The sequence below is a fragment of the Rufibacter ruber genome (assembly GCF_014138425.1).
GTDB lineage: Bacteria > Bacteroidota > Bacteroidia > Cytophagales > Hymenobacteraceae > Nibribacter > Nibribacter ruber_C.
Genome location: NZ_JACJIQ010000013.1, coordinates 133,820 through 151,430 on the forward strand (window position 1 = coordinate 133,820; position 17,611 = coordinate 151,430).

The 17,611-nt window shown below is 53.1% G+C and carries 17 protein-coding genes; 10 read left to right on the plus strand and 7 right to left on the minus strand.

All coding sequences use genetic code 11. The features are described 5' to 3' along the window. Nucleotides 1–61 precede the first annotated feature (61 nt). The 7 genes from prmC to rfbA all read left to right on the plus strand — a co-directional run bounded on the left by prmC (nucleotide 62) and on the right by rfbA (nucleotide 7,218). Nucleotides 62–925, plus strand: coding sequence for a peptide chain release factor N(5)-glutamine methyltransferase (prmC, locus tag FHS90_RS15425; RefSeq protein ID WP_182513707.1), 864 nt, complete (start codon nucleotides 62–64; stop codon nucleotides 923–925). A gap of 232 nt (nucleotides 926–1,157) precedes the next feature. Continuing rightward, nucleotides 1,158–1,751 carry an acyltransferase gene (locus tag FHS90_RS15430; RefSeq protein ID WP_066830695.1) on the plus strand — a complete coding sequence of 198 codons (594 nt, stop codon included), beginning with the start codon at nucleotides 1,158–1,160 and terminating at the stop codon, nucleotides 1,749–1,751. A 12-nt stretch (nucleotides 1,752–1,763) separates the two neighbouring features. Further along, on the plus strand, nucleotides 1,764–3,053 hold the full coding sequence (locus tag FHS90_RS15435) for a nucleotide sugar dehydrogenase (protein WP_182513708.1): 1,290 nt from the start codon (nucleotides 1,764–1,766) through the stop codon (nucleotides 3,051–3,053). Nucleotides 3,054–3,062: 9 nt separating this feature from the next. Then, nucleotides 3,063–4,082, plus strand: a complete 1,020-nt coding sequence (gene galE / locus FHS90_RS15440) for a UDP-glucose 4-epimerase GalE (RefSeq protein WP_182513709.1) — start codon at nucleotides 3,063–3,065, stop codon at nucleotides 4,080–4,082. Nucleotides 4,083–4,093: 11 nt separating this feature from the next. Beyond that, the gene (gene rfbB / locus FHS90_RS15445; RefSeq protein WP_182513710.1) at nucleotides 4,094–5,140 is read left to right on the plus strand and encodes a dTDP-glucose 4,6-dehydratase; all 1,047 of its coding nucleotides are present in this window, start codon (nucleotides 4,094–4,096) and stop codon (nucleotides 5,138–5,140) included. Between the two features lie 236 nt (nucleotides 5,141–5,376). Then, nucleotides 5,377–6,354: an SDR family oxidoreductase gene (locus FHS90_RS15450; protein WP_220483077.1), complete on the plus strand. Its 978-nt coding sequence runs from the start codon at nucleotides 5,377–5,379 to the stop codon at nucleotides 6,352–6,354. 3 nt (nucleotides 6,355–6,357) lie between these two features. Then, on the plus strand, nucleotides 6,358–7,218 hold the full coding sequence (gene rfbA / locus FHS90_RS15455; protein ID WP_066830713.1) for a glucose-1-phosphate thymidylyltransferase RfbA: 861 nt from the start codon (nucleotides 6,358–6,360) through the stop codon (nucleotides 7,216–7,218). Nucleotides 7,219–7,306: 88 nt separating this feature from the next. On the opposite strand, the gene chrA is transcribed toward rfbA, so the two are convergent. Together chrA and FHS90_RS15465 are read right to left on the minus strand one after the other, a co-directional pair. After that, nucleotides 7,307–8,482, minus strand: a complete 1,176-nt coding sequence (gene chrA / locus FHS90_RS15460; RefSeq protein WP_066830716.1) for a chromate efflux transporter — start codon at nucleotides 8,480–8,482, stop codon at nucleotides 7,307–7,309. A gap of 100 nt (nucleotides 8,483–8,582) precedes the next feature. Beyond that, nucleotides 8,583–9,554, minus strand: coding sequence for an isopenicillin N synthase family dioxygenase (locus FHS90_RS15465; RefSeq protein ID WP_066830719.1), 972 nt, complete (start codon nucleotides 9,552–9,554; stop codon nucleotides 8,583–8,585). A gap of 103 nt (nucleotides 9,555–9,657) precedes the next feature. On the opposite strand from FHS90_RS15465, the gene FHS90_RS15470 reads away from it, so the two are divergent. After that, nucleotides 9,658–10,524 (plus strand): hypothetical protein, encoded by an 867-nt coding sequence (locus FHS90_RS15470; RefSeq protein WP_066830722.1) that lies wholly within the window; start codon nucleotides 9,658–9,660, stop codon nucleotides 10,522–10,524. A 259-nt stretch (nucleotides 10,525–10,783) separates the two neighbouring features. On the opposite strand, the gene FHS90_RS15475 is transcribed toward FHS90_RS15470, so the two are convergent. Next, on the minus strand, nucleotides 10,784–11,932 hold the full coding sequence (locus FHS90_RS15475; protein WP_182513712.1) for an AI-2E family transporter: 1,149 nt from the start codon (nucleotides 11,930–11,932) through the stop codon (nucleotides 10,784–10,786). Between the two features lie 255 nt (nucleotides 11,933–12,187). On the opposite strand from FHS90_RS15475, the gene FHS90_RS15480 reads away from it, so the two are divergent. Continuing rightward, nucleotides 12,188–12,529 carry a hypothetical protein gene (locus FHS90_RS15480; protein ID WP_066830731.1) on the plus strand — a complete coding sequence of 114 codons (342 nt, stop codon included), beginning with the start codon at nucleotides 12,188–12,190 and terminating at the stop codon, nucleotides 12,527–12,529. A 236-nt stretch (nucleotides 12,530–12,765) separates the two neighbouring features. Here the strand turns inward: FHS90_RS15480 and FHS90_RS15485 are convergent, their stop codons facing one another. Further along, nucleotides 12,766–14,106: a DEAD/DEAH box helicase gene (locus FHS90_RS15485; RefSeq protein ID WP_066830733.1), complete on the minus strand. Its 1,341-nt coding sequence runs from the start codon at nucleotides 14,104–14,106 to the stop codon at nucleotides 12,766–12,768. A gap of 268 nt (nucleotides 14,107–14,374) precedes the next feature. Between FHS90_RS15485 and FHS90_RS15490 the strand changes: the two genes are divergently transcribed. Beyond that, nucleotides 14,375–14,884: a hypothetical protein gene (locus FHS90_RS15490; RefSeq protein WP_343049733.1), complete on the plus strand. Its 510-nt coding sequence runs from the start codon at nucleotides 14,375–14,377 to the stop codon at nucleotides 14,882–14,884. 98 nt (nucleotides 14,885–14,982) lie between these two features. Here FHS90_RS15490 and FHS90_RS15495 read toward each other — a convergent pair whose 3' ends face one another. From FHS90_RS15495 to FHS90_RS15505, 3 genes are all read right to left on the minus strand, one after another. Further along, nucleotides 14,983–15,159 (minus strand): hypothetical protein, encoded by a 177-nt coding sequence (locus FHS90_RS15495; RefSeq protein WP_169818136.1) that lies wholly within the window; start codon nucleotides 15,157–15,159, stop codon nucleotides 14,983–14,985. Between the two features lie 54 nt (nucleotides 15,160–15,213). After that, the gene (locus FHS90_RS15500) at nucleotides 15,214–16,725 is read right to left on the minus strand and encodes an HTTM domain-containing protein (protein WP_182513713.1); all 1,512 of its coding nucleotides are present in this window, start codon (nucleotides 16,723–16,725) and stop codon (nucleotides 15,214–15,216) included. A 104-nt stretch (nucleotides 16,726–16,829) separates the two neighbouring features. Then, a complete protein-coding gene (locus tag FHS90_RS15505) occupies nucleotides 16,830–17,255 on the minus strand; it encodes a hypothetical protein (protein ID WP_082893546.1) in 426 nt (141 codons plus the stop codon). Between the last annotated feature and the right edge of the window lie 356 nt (nucleotides 17,256–17,611).

Consider the following 17,611-nt stretch of genomic DNA (forward strand, 5'->3'; position numbering starts at 1 on the left):
TTTGTGTGATTCATGTCCCAATATCGGCTGTTTTTTCAGAAATTGCCCAAAACTGAAGAGGATGCCCACCATAGGAGAGGTTTTAGCGCAACTGGCGCAACAGCTAGAACAAGTCTACGAGCAACCTGAAGCCCGCACTATGTCTGAGTGGGTGCTGGAGCATTTCCTGCAGACCAACCGGTTTGGGCTCATGCAAAAGCGAGCCGGGGCTGCCTCAGAAATTCTGCTAGAACAGGTTAGGCAAGCGCAGCAGCGGCTGTTGCGGCAGGAACCGCTGCAATATGTGCTGGGTGAGGCGTCTTTCTACGGACGGGAGTTTAAGGTGACGCCCGCCGTGCTGATTCCGCGGCCGGAGACAGAGGAACTGGTGCAGTGGGTTGTCAAAACGTATGAGCGCCACCCAGAAGTAAGGCTGCTGGACATTGGTACCGGCAGTGGCTGCATCCCTATCACGCTGGCCGCCGAACTAGAGCAGGCGCACGTGTGGGGGCTGGATGTTTCTGGAGATGCTTTAGAGGTGGCAAAAAGAAACGCTCTGGAGCTGGGGCAGCGGGTGGAGTGGCTGCAGCAGGATATTTTGCGGGAGGTGCCCGGGTTGCCGCCCCATAGCCTGGATGCCGTGATCAGTAACCCGCCGTATGTGCTGGAGCAGGAAAAAGAACTGATGCGTGAGAACGTCTTGCACCATGAGCCCCACCTGGCGCTGTTTGTGCCCAATGAGGACCCGCTGCTGTTCTACCGGAGAATTGCCGAGGTGGCGCAGCGGCTGCTGAAGCCCGGCGGGAGGCTCTTTTTTGAGATCAATGAGCAGTTCGCGCAGGAGACCGTGGCTATGCTGCAGGCGCAGGGGTACAGTGAGGCCCGTGTGAGAACAGACCTGCGGGGTAAGGAGCGGATGGTAGCGGCCACGTGGGCGGGCAACTGATGCTCTTGCCTTTCTGCGCTTACCAACACACTTTTAGAAAATGGCGCAAAAACAGCTGATTCAGTAAGGATTTCTTTCTTTAGATTCGCCTTTTTTAGCAGCAAGGCTGGTGGTAACAAACAGATTACAAGGAATTGTTATAAAACTTGTACCTTTGCGGTAGTAAAAAAGTAATATCCCTGCAGAGGCTTTTTGCGTATGCAGCCTGATTCTGTAGAAGCTCACGTTATACATGACTGACACCACCCCCCCGTATTTTGCCCATGAGACCGCCGTCATTGACGGGGGCTGCCAGATTGGGGAAGGCACCAAGATATGGCACTTCTCCCACATCATGCCAGACTGTGTGATTGGGAAACGCTGCAATATTGGCCAGAATGTGGTGGTCTCACCTGGCGTGGTGCTGGGGGAGAATGTGAAGATCCAGAACAACGTCTCTGTGTACAGCGGGGTGATCTGTGAGGATGACGTGTTCCTGGGGCCCTCTATGGTCTTCACCAACGTACTAAACCCGCGCAGCGCCATCAACCGCCGGGGCGAATACCAGAAAACGCTGGTGCAGAAGGGCGCCAGCATAGGGGCCAATGCCACGGTTGTCTGCGGAAACACCATAGGGGCCTACGCCCTGGTTGGGGCCGGGGCCGTGGTGACTAAAGATGTGCCCCCGTATGCCCTGGTCTACGGCAATCCTTCCAGGCAGCACGGCTGGGTGAGCGAGGCGGGCCACAAGCTGCAATTCAGCAATGAGAATAATATAGCCAGCTGCCCCGAGACCGGTGAGCAGTACCGGCTGGAAAATAATAGTGTAACTAAACTGTCCATTTAAAATAATTTTATTGTGTATCAGCAACTCCTCAACAAAGAAGCCAAGCTGGCGGTTATCGGATTAGGATATGTAGGGCTCCCCATTGCGCTGGAATTCGCGAAGAAGATCAGCGTGATCGGGTTTGACATCAACGAGAAGCGCGTGGAGATGATGCGCAACAACATTGACCCCAGCGGGGAGCTGGAATCTTCGGCTTTTGAGGGCGCTGATATCACGTTCACCCATGAGCTGGACGTGCTGAAAGAAGCCCGTTTCTTTATTGTCGCGGTGCCTACCCCCATTGACGCCTACGCGCTGCCAGACCTGAAGCCGCTTTTGGGTGCCTCCGGAACGGTTGGGAAAGTGTTGAAGCAAGGTGACTACGTAGTGTTTGAGTCTACGGTGTATCCAGGCTGTACAGAGGAGGACTGTATCCCGGTTCTGGAGCGCGAGTCAGGTTTGAAGTTCCCCGAAGATTTCAAGGTGGGGTACTCTCCTGAGCGTATCAACCCCGGTGACAAGGAGCATACCTTGACTAAAATTGTGAAGGTGGTTTCTGGCTGTGACGCTGAGTCGCTGGACGTGATTGCGAAGGTCTATGAACTGGTAGTAGAGGCCGGTGTGCACCGCGCGTCTTCCATCAAGGTGGCAGAGGCGGCCAAAATCATCGAGAACACCCAGCGCGACGTGAATATCGCCCTGATGAACGAGCTCTCCATCATTTTTGACCGCATGAACATCAACACGTTTGAGGTACTGGAGGCGGCGGGCACCAAGTGGAACTTCCTCAAGTTCTTCCCGGGGCTGGTGGGCGGCCACTGCATTGGCGTGGACCCGTATTACCTGACTTACAAGGCCAAAGCGCTGGGCTATGACTCCAAAGTGATCCTGAGCGGCCGTACCATCAATGACGGCATGGGGGCTTACGTGGCCAGCAAGGCCATCAAGATGATGATCAAGGAGGGCGTGGCCATCTCCAAAGCCAAAGTGCTGGTGATGGGCGCTACCTTCAAGGAGAACGTAGAGGATATCCGCAACTCAAAGGTGGCAGACGTGATCAACGAGCTGAAGAGCTTTGGGGTGCAGGTAGACGTGGTAGACCCGTATGCCTCCTCTGAGGAGCTGGAGCATGAGTATGGCTTTGCCCTGACCCAGAACCCCAGCAATGACTATGATGCCGTGGTGGTGGCTGTGAACCACAAAGACTACCTGGGCCATGACGAGGACTACTTCAAGGGCATCTCCTCTGACAACCCTATTGTAATTGATCTCAAGGGCATTTACCGCGGCAAAATCAATTCACTGCCTTACTGGAGCTTATAAAATCTTACTATGCGTAAAATCTTGGTAACAGGCGGGGCTGGCTATATTGGCTCCCACACGGTAGTAGAACTGTACAATGCAGGCTACACCCCCATTATTGTTGATAACTTCAGCAATACGGAGGAGCGGGTGTTGCAGGGGCTTGCCCAAATTCTGGGACATGAGGTGGTTTGCCACAAAGTAGACTGTACAGATGCCGCCGCGTTACAGGAGGTATTTACCAAGGAAGGGAAATTTGAAGGGGTGATCCATTTTGCCGCCTTCAAGGCGGTAGGGGAGTCTGTAAGTGAGCCACTGAAGTATTACCACAACAACGTGGCAGGCCTGGTGACGCTTTTGCAGGTGATGGAAGCAAACAACGTGAGCAATCTGGTTTTCTCCTCTTCCTGCACGGTCTATGGTATTCCGGAGAAACTGCCGGTGACAGAAGAGACGCCTACCCAGAAAGCCAATTCGCCGTACGGCAACACCAAAAAGATTGACGAGGAAATCTTGCGGGATGTGGCCGCCAGTGGAAATTATGGCATCAAAACCATTGCCCTGCGCTATTTCAACCCCATTGGGGCGCATGAGACTGCCTTGATTGGCGAACTGCCGCTTGGGGTCCCTAACAATCTGGTGCCGTTCATTACCCAAACTGCAGCCGGGATCAGGGAAAGCCTTACCGTCTACGGCACTGATTATGACACCCCAGACGGGAGCTGCATTAGAGATTACGTGCACGTGGTAGACTTAGCCAAGGCACATGTGGCGGCCATTAGGCGCCTGGAGCAGGAGAATGCGGCTGCTTTTGAAGTATTCAACATAGGGACCGGCCAGGGCAGCAGTGTCTTGGAAGTGGTGAAAGCTTTTGAAAAAGCCACGGATACTCCATTCCCTTACAAAACCGGCCCACGTCGCCCGGGCGATGTACCGGCAATTTACGCAGATGTGACCAAGGCCACAGAGGAGTTAGGCTTCAAAACATCTTTGTCTTTGCAAGACAGTTTGGCCAGTTCCTGGAAATGGCAGCAACAATTGATGAAGTAACATTAGAGCAAATGAAAATACTTATTACCGGCGGCGCTGGTTTCATTGGGTCGCACGTGGTGCGGTTATTCGTGAACAAGTACCCGAACTATCAAATCTTCAATCTTGATAAGCTGACGTATGCGGGCAACCTGCAGAACCTGACAGATATTGAGAGTTCGCCTAATTATACTTTCATCAAAGGTGATATTGTTGACCAGGAGTACATCAACGGCCTTTTTCAGGAACACCAATTTGATGCGGTGATTCACTTAGCCGCAGAGTCGCACGTAGACCGGTCTATCACGGACCCAATGGCCTTTGTGCGTACCAACGTGAACGGGACGTGTAATCTACTGCACGCGGCCAAAGAACTTTGGAAAGCTGACTTTACCAATAAGCTTTTCTACCATGTCTCTACAGATGAGGTGTACGGCTCGCTTGGCGAGGAAGGCATGTTCACAGAGGAGACCAAGTATGACCCGCGGTCCCCGTATTCGGCCTCTAAGGCCAGTTCAGACCACTTTGTGCGGGCGTACTACCATACCTATGGCCTCCCGGTAAAGGTGTCTAACTGCTCCAACAACTACGGCCCCAACCATTTCCCGGAGAAGCTGATTCCGCTGGCGCTGAACAATATCAAGAATAACAAGCCCGTGCCGGTGTATGGCAAAGGCGAAAACATCAGAGACTGGCTGTACGTGCTGGACCATGCGCGTGCCATTGATGACGTGTTCCATAAAGGCAAGGTAGGTGATACCTATAACATTGGTGGCGTGAACGAGTGGCGCAACATTGACCTTATTCACCTGCTCTGCGACATCATGGACCAGAAACTGGGCCGTGAGACCGGTGCTTCCCGCCAACTGATCACCTTTGTGACAGATAGGGCCGGGCATGATCTTCGCTACGCCATTGACTCGTCTAAAATTATGAACGAACTGGGCTGGAAGCCTTCTGTGAACTTTGAGGAAGGGCTGGAGAAGACGGTAGACTGGTACCTGCAAAATGAGGAGTGGCTCCAGGAAGTAACCTCTGGCCACTACCAGGCTTACTACAAAGAGCAATATACCCGGTAAATGAAAATTGCGTTTTCGGCCTGTTTTTCAGAAAAGAGGCTGAAAACGCAATTTTGCTTTACCTCAAGTCACGTGCTTAAATAGGCGGCAGAGGCTTTTGTAATAGGAAAAGAAGAGGAAAGGCTGTTTTGGCCCTGATTTCCTGAAAACAGGCCAAAAACAGCATCTATTCTTTGTTCCTGATTCTGAATTCTTAATTAGTTACAGTGTACGAACATCCTTTTCACAGCGGCTCCTTGGAGCAAACTTCTTTTTTAGTCACCGGCGGCGCTGGCTTTATTGGTTCTAACCTGGTAGAGTACCTGTTGAAGTACAACGCCAGAAAAGTGCGGGTACTGGATAATTACTCCAACGGTTTCCATAAAAACCTGAGAGCTTTCCAAGATAATGACAGACTAGAAGTGCTGGAGGGCGATATCCGGAATCTGGAAACCTGCATGCAAGCCTGTCAAGGCATGGATGTAGTGCTGCACCAGGCAGCCTTGGGCTCTGTTCCGCGCAGCGTGAAAGATCCGGTCACCTCTAATGAAGTAAACGTGGGTGGGTTTGTGAACATGCTCATGGCCACTAAGGAGCAAGGCGTGAAACGGTTTGTGTACGCGGCTTCATCGTCTACCTATGGTGACAGCAAGTCCCTGCCTAAGGTGGAAGACGTGATTGGCCGTCCGCTTTCTCCGTATGCGGTGACCAAGTACGCCAATGAGCTGTACGCAGACGTGTTTGGTAAAACCTACGGCATGGAAATCATTGGCTTGCGGTATTTCAATATTTTTGGGCCGCGCCAGGACCCGAATGGGGCGTATGCGGCAGTCATTCCGTTGTTCATTGATGCGGTACTGAACGGCAAGCCTCCCAGAATGAACGGTGACGGCGGGCAAACCCGTGACTTCACCTTCGTGGAGAACTGCGTGGAGGCCAACATACGCGCCGCTCTGGTGGAAAACCCAGAGGCCATCAACCAGGTGTACAACATTGCCGTGGGCGATAGAACCTCTTTGAATGATCTTTTCAACATTCTGAAAGACGAGGCGGGGGTAGACATCACCCCAGAATATGGCCCAGAGCGTGCAGGTGACATCAGAGACAGCTTGGCTGATATCTCTAAAGCGCAGCGGTTGTTGGGCTATGACCCGCAGATCAGGATTAGGGAAGGTCTACAGAAAACCTTAGCCTGGTTCAGAGATAACCAGGACTTCATCTATAACCAGAAATAGACCATGAAAGGAATCATCTTAGCAGGGGGCTCCGGCACCAGATTGCACCCTCTCACCCTAGCGGTAAGCAAGCAGCTGATGCCGGTGTATGATAAACCCATGATCTATTATCCGCTGTCAACGTTGATGCTGGCCGGTATAAGAGACATCCTGATTATCTCCACGCCGCATGACCTCCCCATGTTTGAGCGCCTGCTGGGTGACGGCAGCCAGATTGGCTGCAACTTCAGCTATACGGTGCAGGAGGTGCCCAACGGTCTGGCGCAGGCGTTTGTGTTAGGTGCTGACTTTGTTGGCCAGGACAAGGCTGCCCTGATCCTGGGGGATAATATCTTCTACGGCTCCGGCATGAGTAAACTGTTGCAAGCCAACAATGACCCAGAAGGCGGGGTGGTCTACGCATACCACGTGCACGACCCCGAGCGTTACGGGGTGGTGGAGTTTGATGAAAACAAGAAAGCCCTGTCTATTGAAGAAAAGCCCAAACAGCCTAAGTCTAAGTACGCCGTACCGGGGTTGTATTTCTATGACAATGATGTGATTGAGATCGCTAAGAATCTGGAGCCAAGCCCCAGAGGCGAGTATGAGATCACAGATGTGAACAAAGAATACCTGCGCCGGGGCAAACTCAAGGTTGGGATCTTAGACAGAGGAACGGCCTGGTTAGACACCGGCACCATCCAGTCATTGATGCAGGCGGCCACCTTTGTGCAGGTGATTGAAGAGCGGCAGGGGCTGAAGATAGGCTCTATTGAAGAAGTGGCCTACCGTATGGGCTTTATTGACGCAGAGCAGCTGCAGCGCATTGCTGAACCGTTGCGCAAAAGCGGCTACGGGGATTACCTGCTTAATATTCTGAAGTAGCCATAGCCCATGAGGAACGCAAACAGCCCGAAGGCAGAACCCATTTCTGTTTTCGGGCTGTTTTTTTGAAAACAGGCCAAAAACAGCTTTAATTGGGGAATAGCAAACCCACTACCAACCCAACCAGAATCAAGGCGGGGGCCGGAATCTTGGTCCAGAGCAGCAGGGCAAACGTCACTACCACCAATCCAAAATTGTAGGGGGTGTTCTCAATGGGGTGGTACAACATGATGGCCGCCGCGCAGACCATGCCAGAGCCAACGGCGTTGATCCCTTCTAAGGACGCTTGAATCACCCGGTACTTCCTGAGTTCCTCCCAGAACCTGATCACAAAGAAGATCAAAAACGTGCCCGGCAGAAAGATGGCAATCGTAGACACCACGCCACCAATAAGCTGGCCGGTAATCCCGTAGTTCCGCATGGAGAGGGTGCCTATATAGGAGCAGAAGGAAAAGACCGGACCCGGTAGCGCCTGAACCATGGCAAAGCCGGAGAGAAACTCTTTGGAGCTCAGATAGTGCTTGAACTCCACAAACTCAGTGTACATCAACGGAATCAGCACCTGCCCGCCGCCAAAAATGAGGCTGCCGTTTCGGTAGAAGTTCTCAAACAGGAGCACCGCCCGCAATTGCGTATACCTTCCCAGTAAGGCGGCACCCACAAATACGCCCAGGAACAGCACAAAATTTGCCCACTCTACCTTCATGGGCTTCTTCTCCAGAATGGGCTGCGCTGAGAACCGGAACGCCGTGAGACTGCCTCCGGCCAACAGCAGAACCGGGAAAACCCAGGGAGACCGGAAGAAATAGGCCAGAATAGCAGACACCATCAATATCACAATGCCCAACTTGGTAGTCACCACCTTTGAACTGATGCGGTAGGCGGCAAACGCCACAAAGCCCACCGCCATGGGCTGAATAAAGCGGGTAAAGCCCAGCGGGGCGCCCTGTTCTCCTAAGAAGGAAATCAAAACGGCGGCGGCAATCATAATGAGGGCCGCGGGGGCAATCCAGACCAGCAGGGTAAGGTACGCCAGGTTGGGGCCGCCAATTTTGAAGCCAATGGCCGTAATAGTTTGCGTAGACGAAGGGCCGGGCAGAATGTTGCAGAGCGCATTCAACTCCAGCAGCTCCTTCTCATTGATGTACCGGCGGCGTTCCACCAGCAGCTGCAGCATCATGGCCACGTGCGCCTGCGGCCCACCAAACGCCGTAAGCGAAAGGGAGGCTACATCTTTCAGGAAAATGTAGTTACGGGGACGCAAGTGGGTATAAGGGGAAAATTGTTTTAAGCTTAATTTTTAAAAATAAGCAGAAAAACGAAAGGAGCCCTAAAAGGCCCCTTTCAAAATCAGTAGGAATGGCTTATTTTTTTAGCCCAAGCTCTACCAGACGCTCGTTCAGAAAGTCACCGGCGGTAATATCTGGGAACTGCTTGGGGTTCTGCGCGTCAATGCAGCTCTCCAGGCAGGTCAGGTCCATCTCAGAGCGCGGGTGCATGAAGAACGGAATGGAGTAGCGCGACGTGTTCATGAGCTCACGCGGCGGGTTCACCACGCGGTGAATGGTAGACTTGAGCTTGTTGTTGGTGTGGCGGCTCAGCATATCGCCCACATTGACCACAATCTGCTCTGGCAGGGCGGTGATGGGAATCCATTTGCCGTCACGGCGCAGCACTTGCAGGCCATCGGCGCTTGCGCCCATCAACAGGGTAATGAGGTTGATGTCTCCGTGTTCGGCGGCGCGTACGGCATCTGCTGGCACGCTGTCTGGGTCTTCAATAGGGAAGTAATGGATGGCGCGCAGAATACTGTTCCCGTTGTGCACCTTGTCATCAAAGTAGTTCTCTGGCAGCTCCAGGTACAGGGCAATGGCGCGCAGCATGTTCTTACCGGCTTCCTCCAGTAACTTGTAGGCGGTAGAGGTGGCCGGCTGGAAGTCTTCTACCTCAGCGGGCCAAACGTTCTCTGGATATTCGTCTTTGATAGGGTCATTGTCGGTCACCATCTGGCCCACGTGGTAGAACTCCTTGAGGTCACCGGTGTTGCGGCCTTTGGCGTGTTCTTTCCCTTTGCCCACGTAGCCGCGCTGACCAGCCAGGCCCGGGATCTCATATTTGCTTTTCACCTCATCTGGCAGCCCAAAAAACTCCTGGGTAGAAGCGTATAACCGTTTGGTCAGGTCATCACTGAGGCCGTGGTTTTTAATGGCCACAAACCCAATGTTCTGGTATGCCTCGCCCAACGCCTGCACAAAAGCAGCTTTGCGGGCAGGATCGCCAGACGTGAAGTCGGCTAAGTCTAAAGAAGGGATTTCCTCTAATAATTTCTCGCTCATGGTCTTCTAATGACGGGTTGTAAAATATGGGTGTTGAGGGGGCTGCAAGTTACAAATTTTCTACCTTTGAAACATTCTACGTATTTGTACGAAAACCATTCCTATGAAAAAGAAACATTTATCTTTTGTAGCCATTGCCGCTCTGCTCATAGCGAGCGCCTGTGATGGGAACCGTTCTGCTTCCACCACTGATACTGACAGCACTGCCACCGCTGACCACAGCATGGGGCATGACAGCGCGGGCGTGCAGCATGCGGGCACTATGGGAACACCCATGGAAAAGGGCGGCTTGAAAGTGTATTCCTACAGCAATTCGGTAGACTTCCCAGACGCTGACCTTGACCTGAACCAGCCGGAGAAAAACGGGAAAGTGGCAGGTGACTCCGTGCAGTTTGAGTACGAGGTGAAAAACTACCAGTTGAGCCAGCAGACCCCAGACGCTGCCACCCATGAGCATGCCAACTCCAAAGAGGGGCAGCACATCCACAACATTGTAGACAACGAGCCCTATACCGCCCACTACAAACCCAGCTTCAAGAAAGCCATTGAGCCGGGCCAGCACGTGGTGCTGTCTTTCCTGTCACGGTCTTACCATGAGAGCATCAAGCATAAAGACGCCTATGACCTGCGGGTGATCACGGTGGGCAACGGTGGCAAGAGCAACCTTAAGTTTGATGAAGGCGGGCAGCACCTGTTCTACAGCCGCCCCAAAGGTGAATACAAAGGCGCTGACACCAAGAAGGTCATGCTGGATTTCTATCTGGTGAACACCTCGCTTGACAAAGGCGGCAACAAGGTGCGTGCGACCATCAACGGCAATGAGTTCATTCTGGACCAGTGGCTGCCGTACCTGGTAGAGGGCCTGCCTATGGGCGAAAACACCTTCAAGCTGGAGCTGATCAACAGCCAGGGCCAGGTGATCCCGGGGCCATTCAATACCGTAGAACGCAAAATTACCCTGAAGCAATAAACGTACGTGCCATATTAAAAAACAGAGAAGCCGCTCCCAACAGAGCGGCTTCTCTGTTTTTAGGCTGTTTTTGAGAAAACAGCCTAAAAACAGGAATGTCTCTTTACAGGGCGCAAAGGTAGAAAGGGTGGGTGGAAGCGGAAGCCCGGCCCGTAAATCCAATACTGCCCAAAGTCCTTCAGAACTGGTTCTTGTTTTCGGCTTAGTTTTCTGAAAACAACCCTAAAACAGGAGTGGTTTTTTTGCCCCGAACTGGGCATTACCCTTCAGCTCCTTCTTGAAAGCCCTGTTGGTCTCTTTTCTCCTCAAGGGCAATGGCTTCTTCCTCCCCCTTCACCTCTACGCCGTAGTCTCCCAGCACATCTTCAATGTAGAGCATCTTCACCAGTACCATGACCACCGCTACCATAGGCACTGCCAGGAGCAGGCCCCACATGCCGGCAATGAGCCCCAGCAGCACCTGGCCCATAATGGTGAGAATGGGAGGGAGGTCAATGATCTTCTTCTGAACCAGCGGGGTGAGCACGTACCCTTCTAGGCTCTGCAGGGCAATAAAGAAGAGAACCACAGTGAGCGCCTTGGTGGGGTCCTGTACCAGCGCCAGCAAAACGGCGGGAGCCCCGGCAATGAACGGCCCAATATTGGGTATGAATTCCAGCAGACCGGCAAACACCCCCAGCAGCAGGGAAAGCGGTATCCCTATGATTGACAGGCCAACGGCGGTGAGAATGCCAATAACGGCCATGGCCAGCAGCGTGCCCTTTAGCCACCCCCAAAGCGTGTACCTAAGCACATGAAGCACCTCACGGGTTCTGGGTCTGCGGGGTTTAGGCACCAGCCGTACCAGCGCATTGGCGGTTTCGCGGGGTGAAGTGGCCAGGTAAATGCCAATCACCAGCACAATCAGCATATTTGCCAGCGCCCCAAAGGTGGTGGAGAAGAAAGAGAAGGCATTCCGCATGACGGAGCCCTGCTCTTTCAGCATCTGTTCTGGCGGCGGAATCTGCTTCAGGAGCTGCTGCCCGTAAGGCAACGTGGCAATCTGTTGCTTTAGTTTATCATAGGCCTCTGGAAGCGCTTTGCCCAATTGCTCAGACTGCTCAGACAGACTGGGCCCCAGATACATGAACAAACCCACTACCGCCCCTGCCAGAAGCAGGCAGACAATGCCCAATGACCACTTGTAAGGCACCTTGGTGTGCCGCTGCAGGAACGAGCTCAGGCCGTGCAGCAGAATACCAAAAAGCACGGCGGCAAAGAAAACCAGCAGCACCTGAAACGCCATTCTCACAATGGTGTAAAAAAGGAACAGGAGTGCCGCCACCAACGCCACCAGAAGAACTCTTTTCAGAAACTGGTGCGAGGAGGTAGAAGTTGTATTTGTGTGAGGTGCAGGGTTGGGTGTCATAGGCAACGGGAATAGAGAAAGACAGACCCTTTTACGTAGTACGTGCAAAAATTGCTATATATCATCAAAGTAATGTTGTGGGCCGAAGGAACTGGACTGAAAGACGCTTCTTGAAAAAATGTGAGAAAAAAAGGATGGGAACGCAACTAATCCCGCGCATATCCGATAAAATGGATTCGCCTCTCTGTGTAGGGGCCGGCTGGCCGACGCCAGTCAGCAGACATTGTTCAAAACCATTATATTTATTTTACAACTATGGAAAATCAAACCAACCAACTGCCCCAGGCTGATGCCTCACAAGCCACTTCTTATGACCAGGATTCAGCCAACCGCACCAATGCTTCTGCTCAGGCAAACGGCAAAGGCGGCATGCTGGATAGCATTACAGGCAGCTTGAGTAACATTCAGGTGCCACAGGCGGTGAAAGACTTTGGGGCAACTTGCGCCCGCACGTATAACGGCCTGAGCACCACCCAAAAAGTAATTGGCGGTGCGGCCCTGGCACTGGGAGCCGGGTACCTGGCTGCCTCTAAACAAGGCTGGGTGAGCCAAGGAAAAATGGCCCTTAAAAACAGAAAAGCTGGCAAGAACGCGTAAGTGTAGCGACACCGGCTTAAGAGCTTTTTTACATTTGCCTGTTGCGCTGCAAACGGGCCTTTAAAGAACCTGACATTGCGGTTGCCTTGCACCAGGCGCTGCTATGCTGCTCTAAAACGGGATAGAAGAACCTTTCGCCCCCCGTTTCGCCTGCAAAAGCAAAATGTAAACCAGCGCTAAAATAGAAAAGGCGACCACATCTTGTGGTCGCCTTTTCTATTTTGATATATTCTGTATTAGCGTCTGCCGCCCCGGTTGCCAGATGACCGCCGGTCATTGCTGCCGCTCCCTTGGGTGCTGGCTTGGCGGTTGTCTGGCCTTCTGCCGCTGTTCTGGCTTTGCCCGGTTCTGGGGCTTCGGCCTTGGCCGCCCCCGCGGTTGGCAGAAGGCGTAGAGCGGGCTTTGTCAGTTGACTTGCCGCCGCCAATGGGCAGTTTTTGGTAATCAGCATGATATGGCTGCTCTTCTTCAACGGGTATGGTCTGCTTGGTAAGCCGCTCAATATCCCGCAGGTAAGGCAGTTCTGTGTCATCACAGAAGGAAAGCGCCATGCCCTCAGCGCCAGCCCGGCCGGTACGGCCAATGCGGTGTACGTAGGTCTCCGGCTCATTGGGCAGGTCAACGTTGATCACGTGGGTTAAATCATCTACGTCAATGCCACGGGCGGCAATGTCTGTTGCCACCAGCGCTTTCAATTCATTGTTCTTGAACTGGGTAAGGGCTTTCACGCGCGTGCTCTGGGCTTTGTCACCGTGAATAGACTGCGCAGAGATGCCTACCTTAGACAGTTCTTTGGCAATGCGGTCTGCACCGTGCTTGGTGCGCGAGAAAACCAGGGCCCGTTGAATCTCGTCGCCTTTGAGCAAATGCTTCAGGAGGGCGCGCTTGTAGGTTTTCTCCACAAAAAACACTTTTTGGGCAATCTTCTCTGCGGTGCTGGAAACAGGGGTCACCTCTACATACACCGGCTCCCGAAGAATGCTGGAAGACAGTTTCTGAATTTCCTGCGGCATGGTGGCCGAGAACAGCAGCGTCTGGCGGTTGGCCGGTATCTGGGCAATGACTTTGCGTACGTCATGAATAAAGCCCATGTCCAGCATACGGTCAGCCTCATCCAGAATAAACGTTTCAATATGCTTGAGAGACAGCAGGCCCTGGTTCATGAGGTCCAGCAGACGGCCGGGGGTGGCCACCAGAATGTCTACCCCGCGTCTGATCTGCTCTACCTGCGGCACTTGCCCCACGCCGCCAAACACCACCGTGTGGCGTATTTTGGTATAGCGGCCGTAGGCTTTTATGCTGTCACCAATCTGTAGGGCCAGCTCACGGGTAGGGGTCAGGATCAAGGCCCTGATGGCTTTGGCCGGATGGGCGGGCCCGGCTTCATGCAGGCGCTGCAGCAGCGGCAAGCTGAAAGCCGCGGTTTTACCGGTTCCGGTTTGGGCGCAGCCCAGCAGGTCATCACCGTTTAGCACCGGCGGAATAGCCTGTTCCTGAATAGGGGTAGGGGAGGTATATCCTTCCTCCTGCAGGGCCTGCAGGATAGGGTCAATTAAATTAAGTTCTGAAAATGTCATGTTCAATCATAGCGGCCTACTTACGGCCAAAAATAAAAGGCGAGAGCATCAGCGCCCATCGCCTACCTTTTAAAGACACAAAGCTACACAAAAAGATTCAGTATGCGTTTTTCGCCTGTTTTGGTGAAAACGGCTCATAAACAGAAGCTTTGTTGGTAGGGCGGTATGCTTTCTGAGGCAACCTTCACGCCTGAAAAGGGTTAAATATCTGGTAAATCTGCCTTGCCCCTTTCTAATGGGAGAAACGGCCGAATAAATGAACAAGACTATGGGATCTAAAAAGAAAGACAAAGAGCAAAAAAAGAAAAAGACCAAGAAGCCGTCTAAGAAACGTATGAATAAATGGCTGCGGGCGGGCTTAAGCGGGCTGGCAGGAGCCGTGGCGGTAACGGCCGTGCATGAAACGGTGCGGCGCTTCTACCCCAATGCCCCCCGTATGGATATTCTGGGCATGCGCGCCATCTCCAAAGGGCTGCACTACGCCGGAAAAACGCCACCTACTGAAGAAAGGCTGCACACTTGGTCCCTGGTGGGAGACATTGTCTCCAATGGGTTGTACTACAGCCTCACCGGTTCTAAAAAGAACGCACTGTGGCGGGGCTCCATTTTAGGGGCAGTGGCTGGAATTGGCGGCGTAGTGCTGCCCGGGCCCATGGGCTTAGGGACCGCCCCCAGCAACCGCACCCGTGAAACGCAGGCGCTCACCATTGCCTATTACCTTATGGCCGGAGTGGTGGCCGGTGCGGTGGGCAGATGGCTGAGGAAAGTGAAGGTGTAACGGTTACATTTCCCTTGTAAGGTTTCGGGGTGCTGTTTTCGGCCTGTTTTTTAGAAAACAGGTCGAAAACAGCACCCCGAAATGTGCATAAACTGGACTTAGTTCTTTCGGCCAGAGCCGCTTTTCTTGCCGCCGCCGTCTTGTTTGTTCACGGTGGCCCAGGCACGCTTTTCTGCTTCTTCCTGTGAAACGCCGCGTTTTTCATAGCCTTCTTCTATGTGCCCGGCTTTGCGCTTCTGCTTGTCTGTGTACGCTGATTTATCTCCCTGTGGCATAGCTTTATGGTTAATGATACATAAGGCAGTATACGGTTGCGGCCAAAAAAGAGCCTACGGTTTGCAGTGGCAGAGCACTTCCCGCTGAATGGGGGCCGTCTTATAGTCTGGCAAGGAGAACTCTTTCATGTAAATCACAGAAAGTTCGTTTATCTGTTCTTCTTTGGGGTGTTCCTCGTTCCAGCGGCGAAGCAGGTAGAAGCAATAGTAGGGCCGCATGTACGCGTTGGGCGAGAACAGGTAGTTCTCTGAGTATTTACGCCAGCGGTCATTCTTGAAGAGGCTCACCACACTGGCCGGTTTGGCGGTGTCAGGCTCTTTGCCTTGCTGGTTGAGGTCAACCTTAAGGTTAGAATTGGTGATGCCTTCCAGAATGTACCAGCCATCATCTTTAAAGACGTTGGGCGCAAACATACTCCAGTTCTGGTCCAACCTGGGGAGTAGGGTGGCCAGGTGCAACTGCTGGGGTACGGTAAAGTACGGTTTGCCCAAGGTGCCCAGGTTCCACCAGAAAGCCAGAGCCAGGGCGGTCAGAACCAGGCCTTCCCGGAGGTAGTGGCCGTGCAGTCTTTCTGCCCACCGGGGTTTGTTCCAGGCCACGTTCACGTGCACAGACAGAGGGGGGCGCAAGTGGGTGCCCAGCCGGGACCACCGTTGCTGTACCCGGGAAAAGCCCACCCGCAGGCGTCGGTCCAGAAAGTCCATGGCGGGGGTGGGCAGCAGGCCAATGACCGCTGAGATACTGATGAGATAGAAAAGCCCCACGTACAGGGTCAGGCTAATGCCTATGTGCAGGCCAATGATGGAGAAAATGAACAGCAGCCGGAACCACGTGTTCTTCCAGGGGATCAGGAGGATAAACGGCAGGTACAGCTCCCCATAGTAAGTGGCATGGGTGAGAAACTTCATGAGCTGAGGGTACTGGTACAGGATTCGGCCGCCGGGCATCAGGATCTGGTCAAGGCTGAGGGCGTAGTAGAGGGCGGTACCGTCTGTGGTCCAGTCTGGGCCAGATTTGAGCAAGGCGGTAAACACATACACCCACGCCACCTGCAGAAGATAGGCAACGGTGGCTGCGCCGAAGTAAGAGGTGGAGAGATTCTTTTCGACCGTAAGGTCACGGCGGGCATCCAGGGAATAATGGCGGTGCCACGGCAGGAACATACCCCAGAACAGCAGCATGCGCAGCAAACCGTCACCTGACTGGGAGATGAGCGGGTTCCGGTTCTGGAGGGAGAGCAGCAGCAGCCAGGAGATAAACGTGGCCCAGCGGGTGTGGTACCCCAGCAGCAAAGAGACAGCGGCCACCGCGGCCACGGCAAACAGGAGCGCCTGGAACTGCCACATACCGCTAAGGGCGTGCAAAGAGAAAAAATACTGGTTCCAGGCGTTGGCGTGGAGCACGTGCAGCGGCAGCACGCCCATGTTGGAGTAGTGTGCCTCTAGGTCAGAAGCCCTGATGGCGATATCTAACAGCAGCACGCTCGCCACCCAGATGCGCATGAGGGAAAGGGCGCGGGTGTCTGCATAAAAAATGCGGTGCAGGTATTGCTGAATCAGATGCATGCGGTAATTACGGAGTGGGTGAAGGAAGAAAGCAGGAAAGGCAAAACCTTTCGGTCTTGCCTTTCCCAATTATCTAAACAGCACTTTTGTGCCTGTGGCTTCTACTAGCGGGCGGTGGTGCCAGTAGTACCAGTGGTGGTGCCAGTTGTGGTTCCTGTGGTAGTTCCGGTAGTGGTGCCGGTAGTAGTACCAGTTGTTCCAGTAGTACCGGTGGTAGTGCCAGTAGTAGTTCCTGTTGTTCCGGTAGTACCAGTTGTACCAGTGGTGGTGCCGGTGGTAGTACCAGTTGTAGTACCGGTGGTACCTGTTGTACCAGTGGTGGTTCCGGTGGTGCCATATGTGGTACCGGTAGTGCCAGTGGTGCCCGTGGTGGTACCGGTGGTGGTGTCATCAGTAGTACCAGTGGTCTCAGTGCTCATGTCTGTGGTGGTGGTATCAGTGGTTGTTTCTGAACTGCCAGAGCAAGAAGTCAACGCCGTAGCGGCTACCAACGCAGCTGCCGCGAACACATTTAAAAATGATTTTTTCATAGTTTTAACAGGTAATAGTTGAATAAAAGTTGTTTTTGTTTCAGCTTCCTGTTGTACGAGACGTTTTTAGAAAGGTGTTCTTTAGACAGAAAAAAATTTCCTTGAAAAGTACTTTCCCGCATTTGTCTTGGCCTGTTTAACATAAAAGAAGGGTGTGTTTTGAATCTTTAGAAGAAAACAGGCAGCCCAGAAGTTTGCCAGGGCAGTATGGGAACACAAGTTGTGACAACGTCTTAAAGGAGAAATAGCGCAGCCGCAGGCACCTGCCGCCCTTTATGTCAGCCCGTGCCCAGAAGTGGGCAGCATCAGAACAAGAGCAGTGTTTGCGGGTACAGGAAAATTAAATTGTAAGCAGC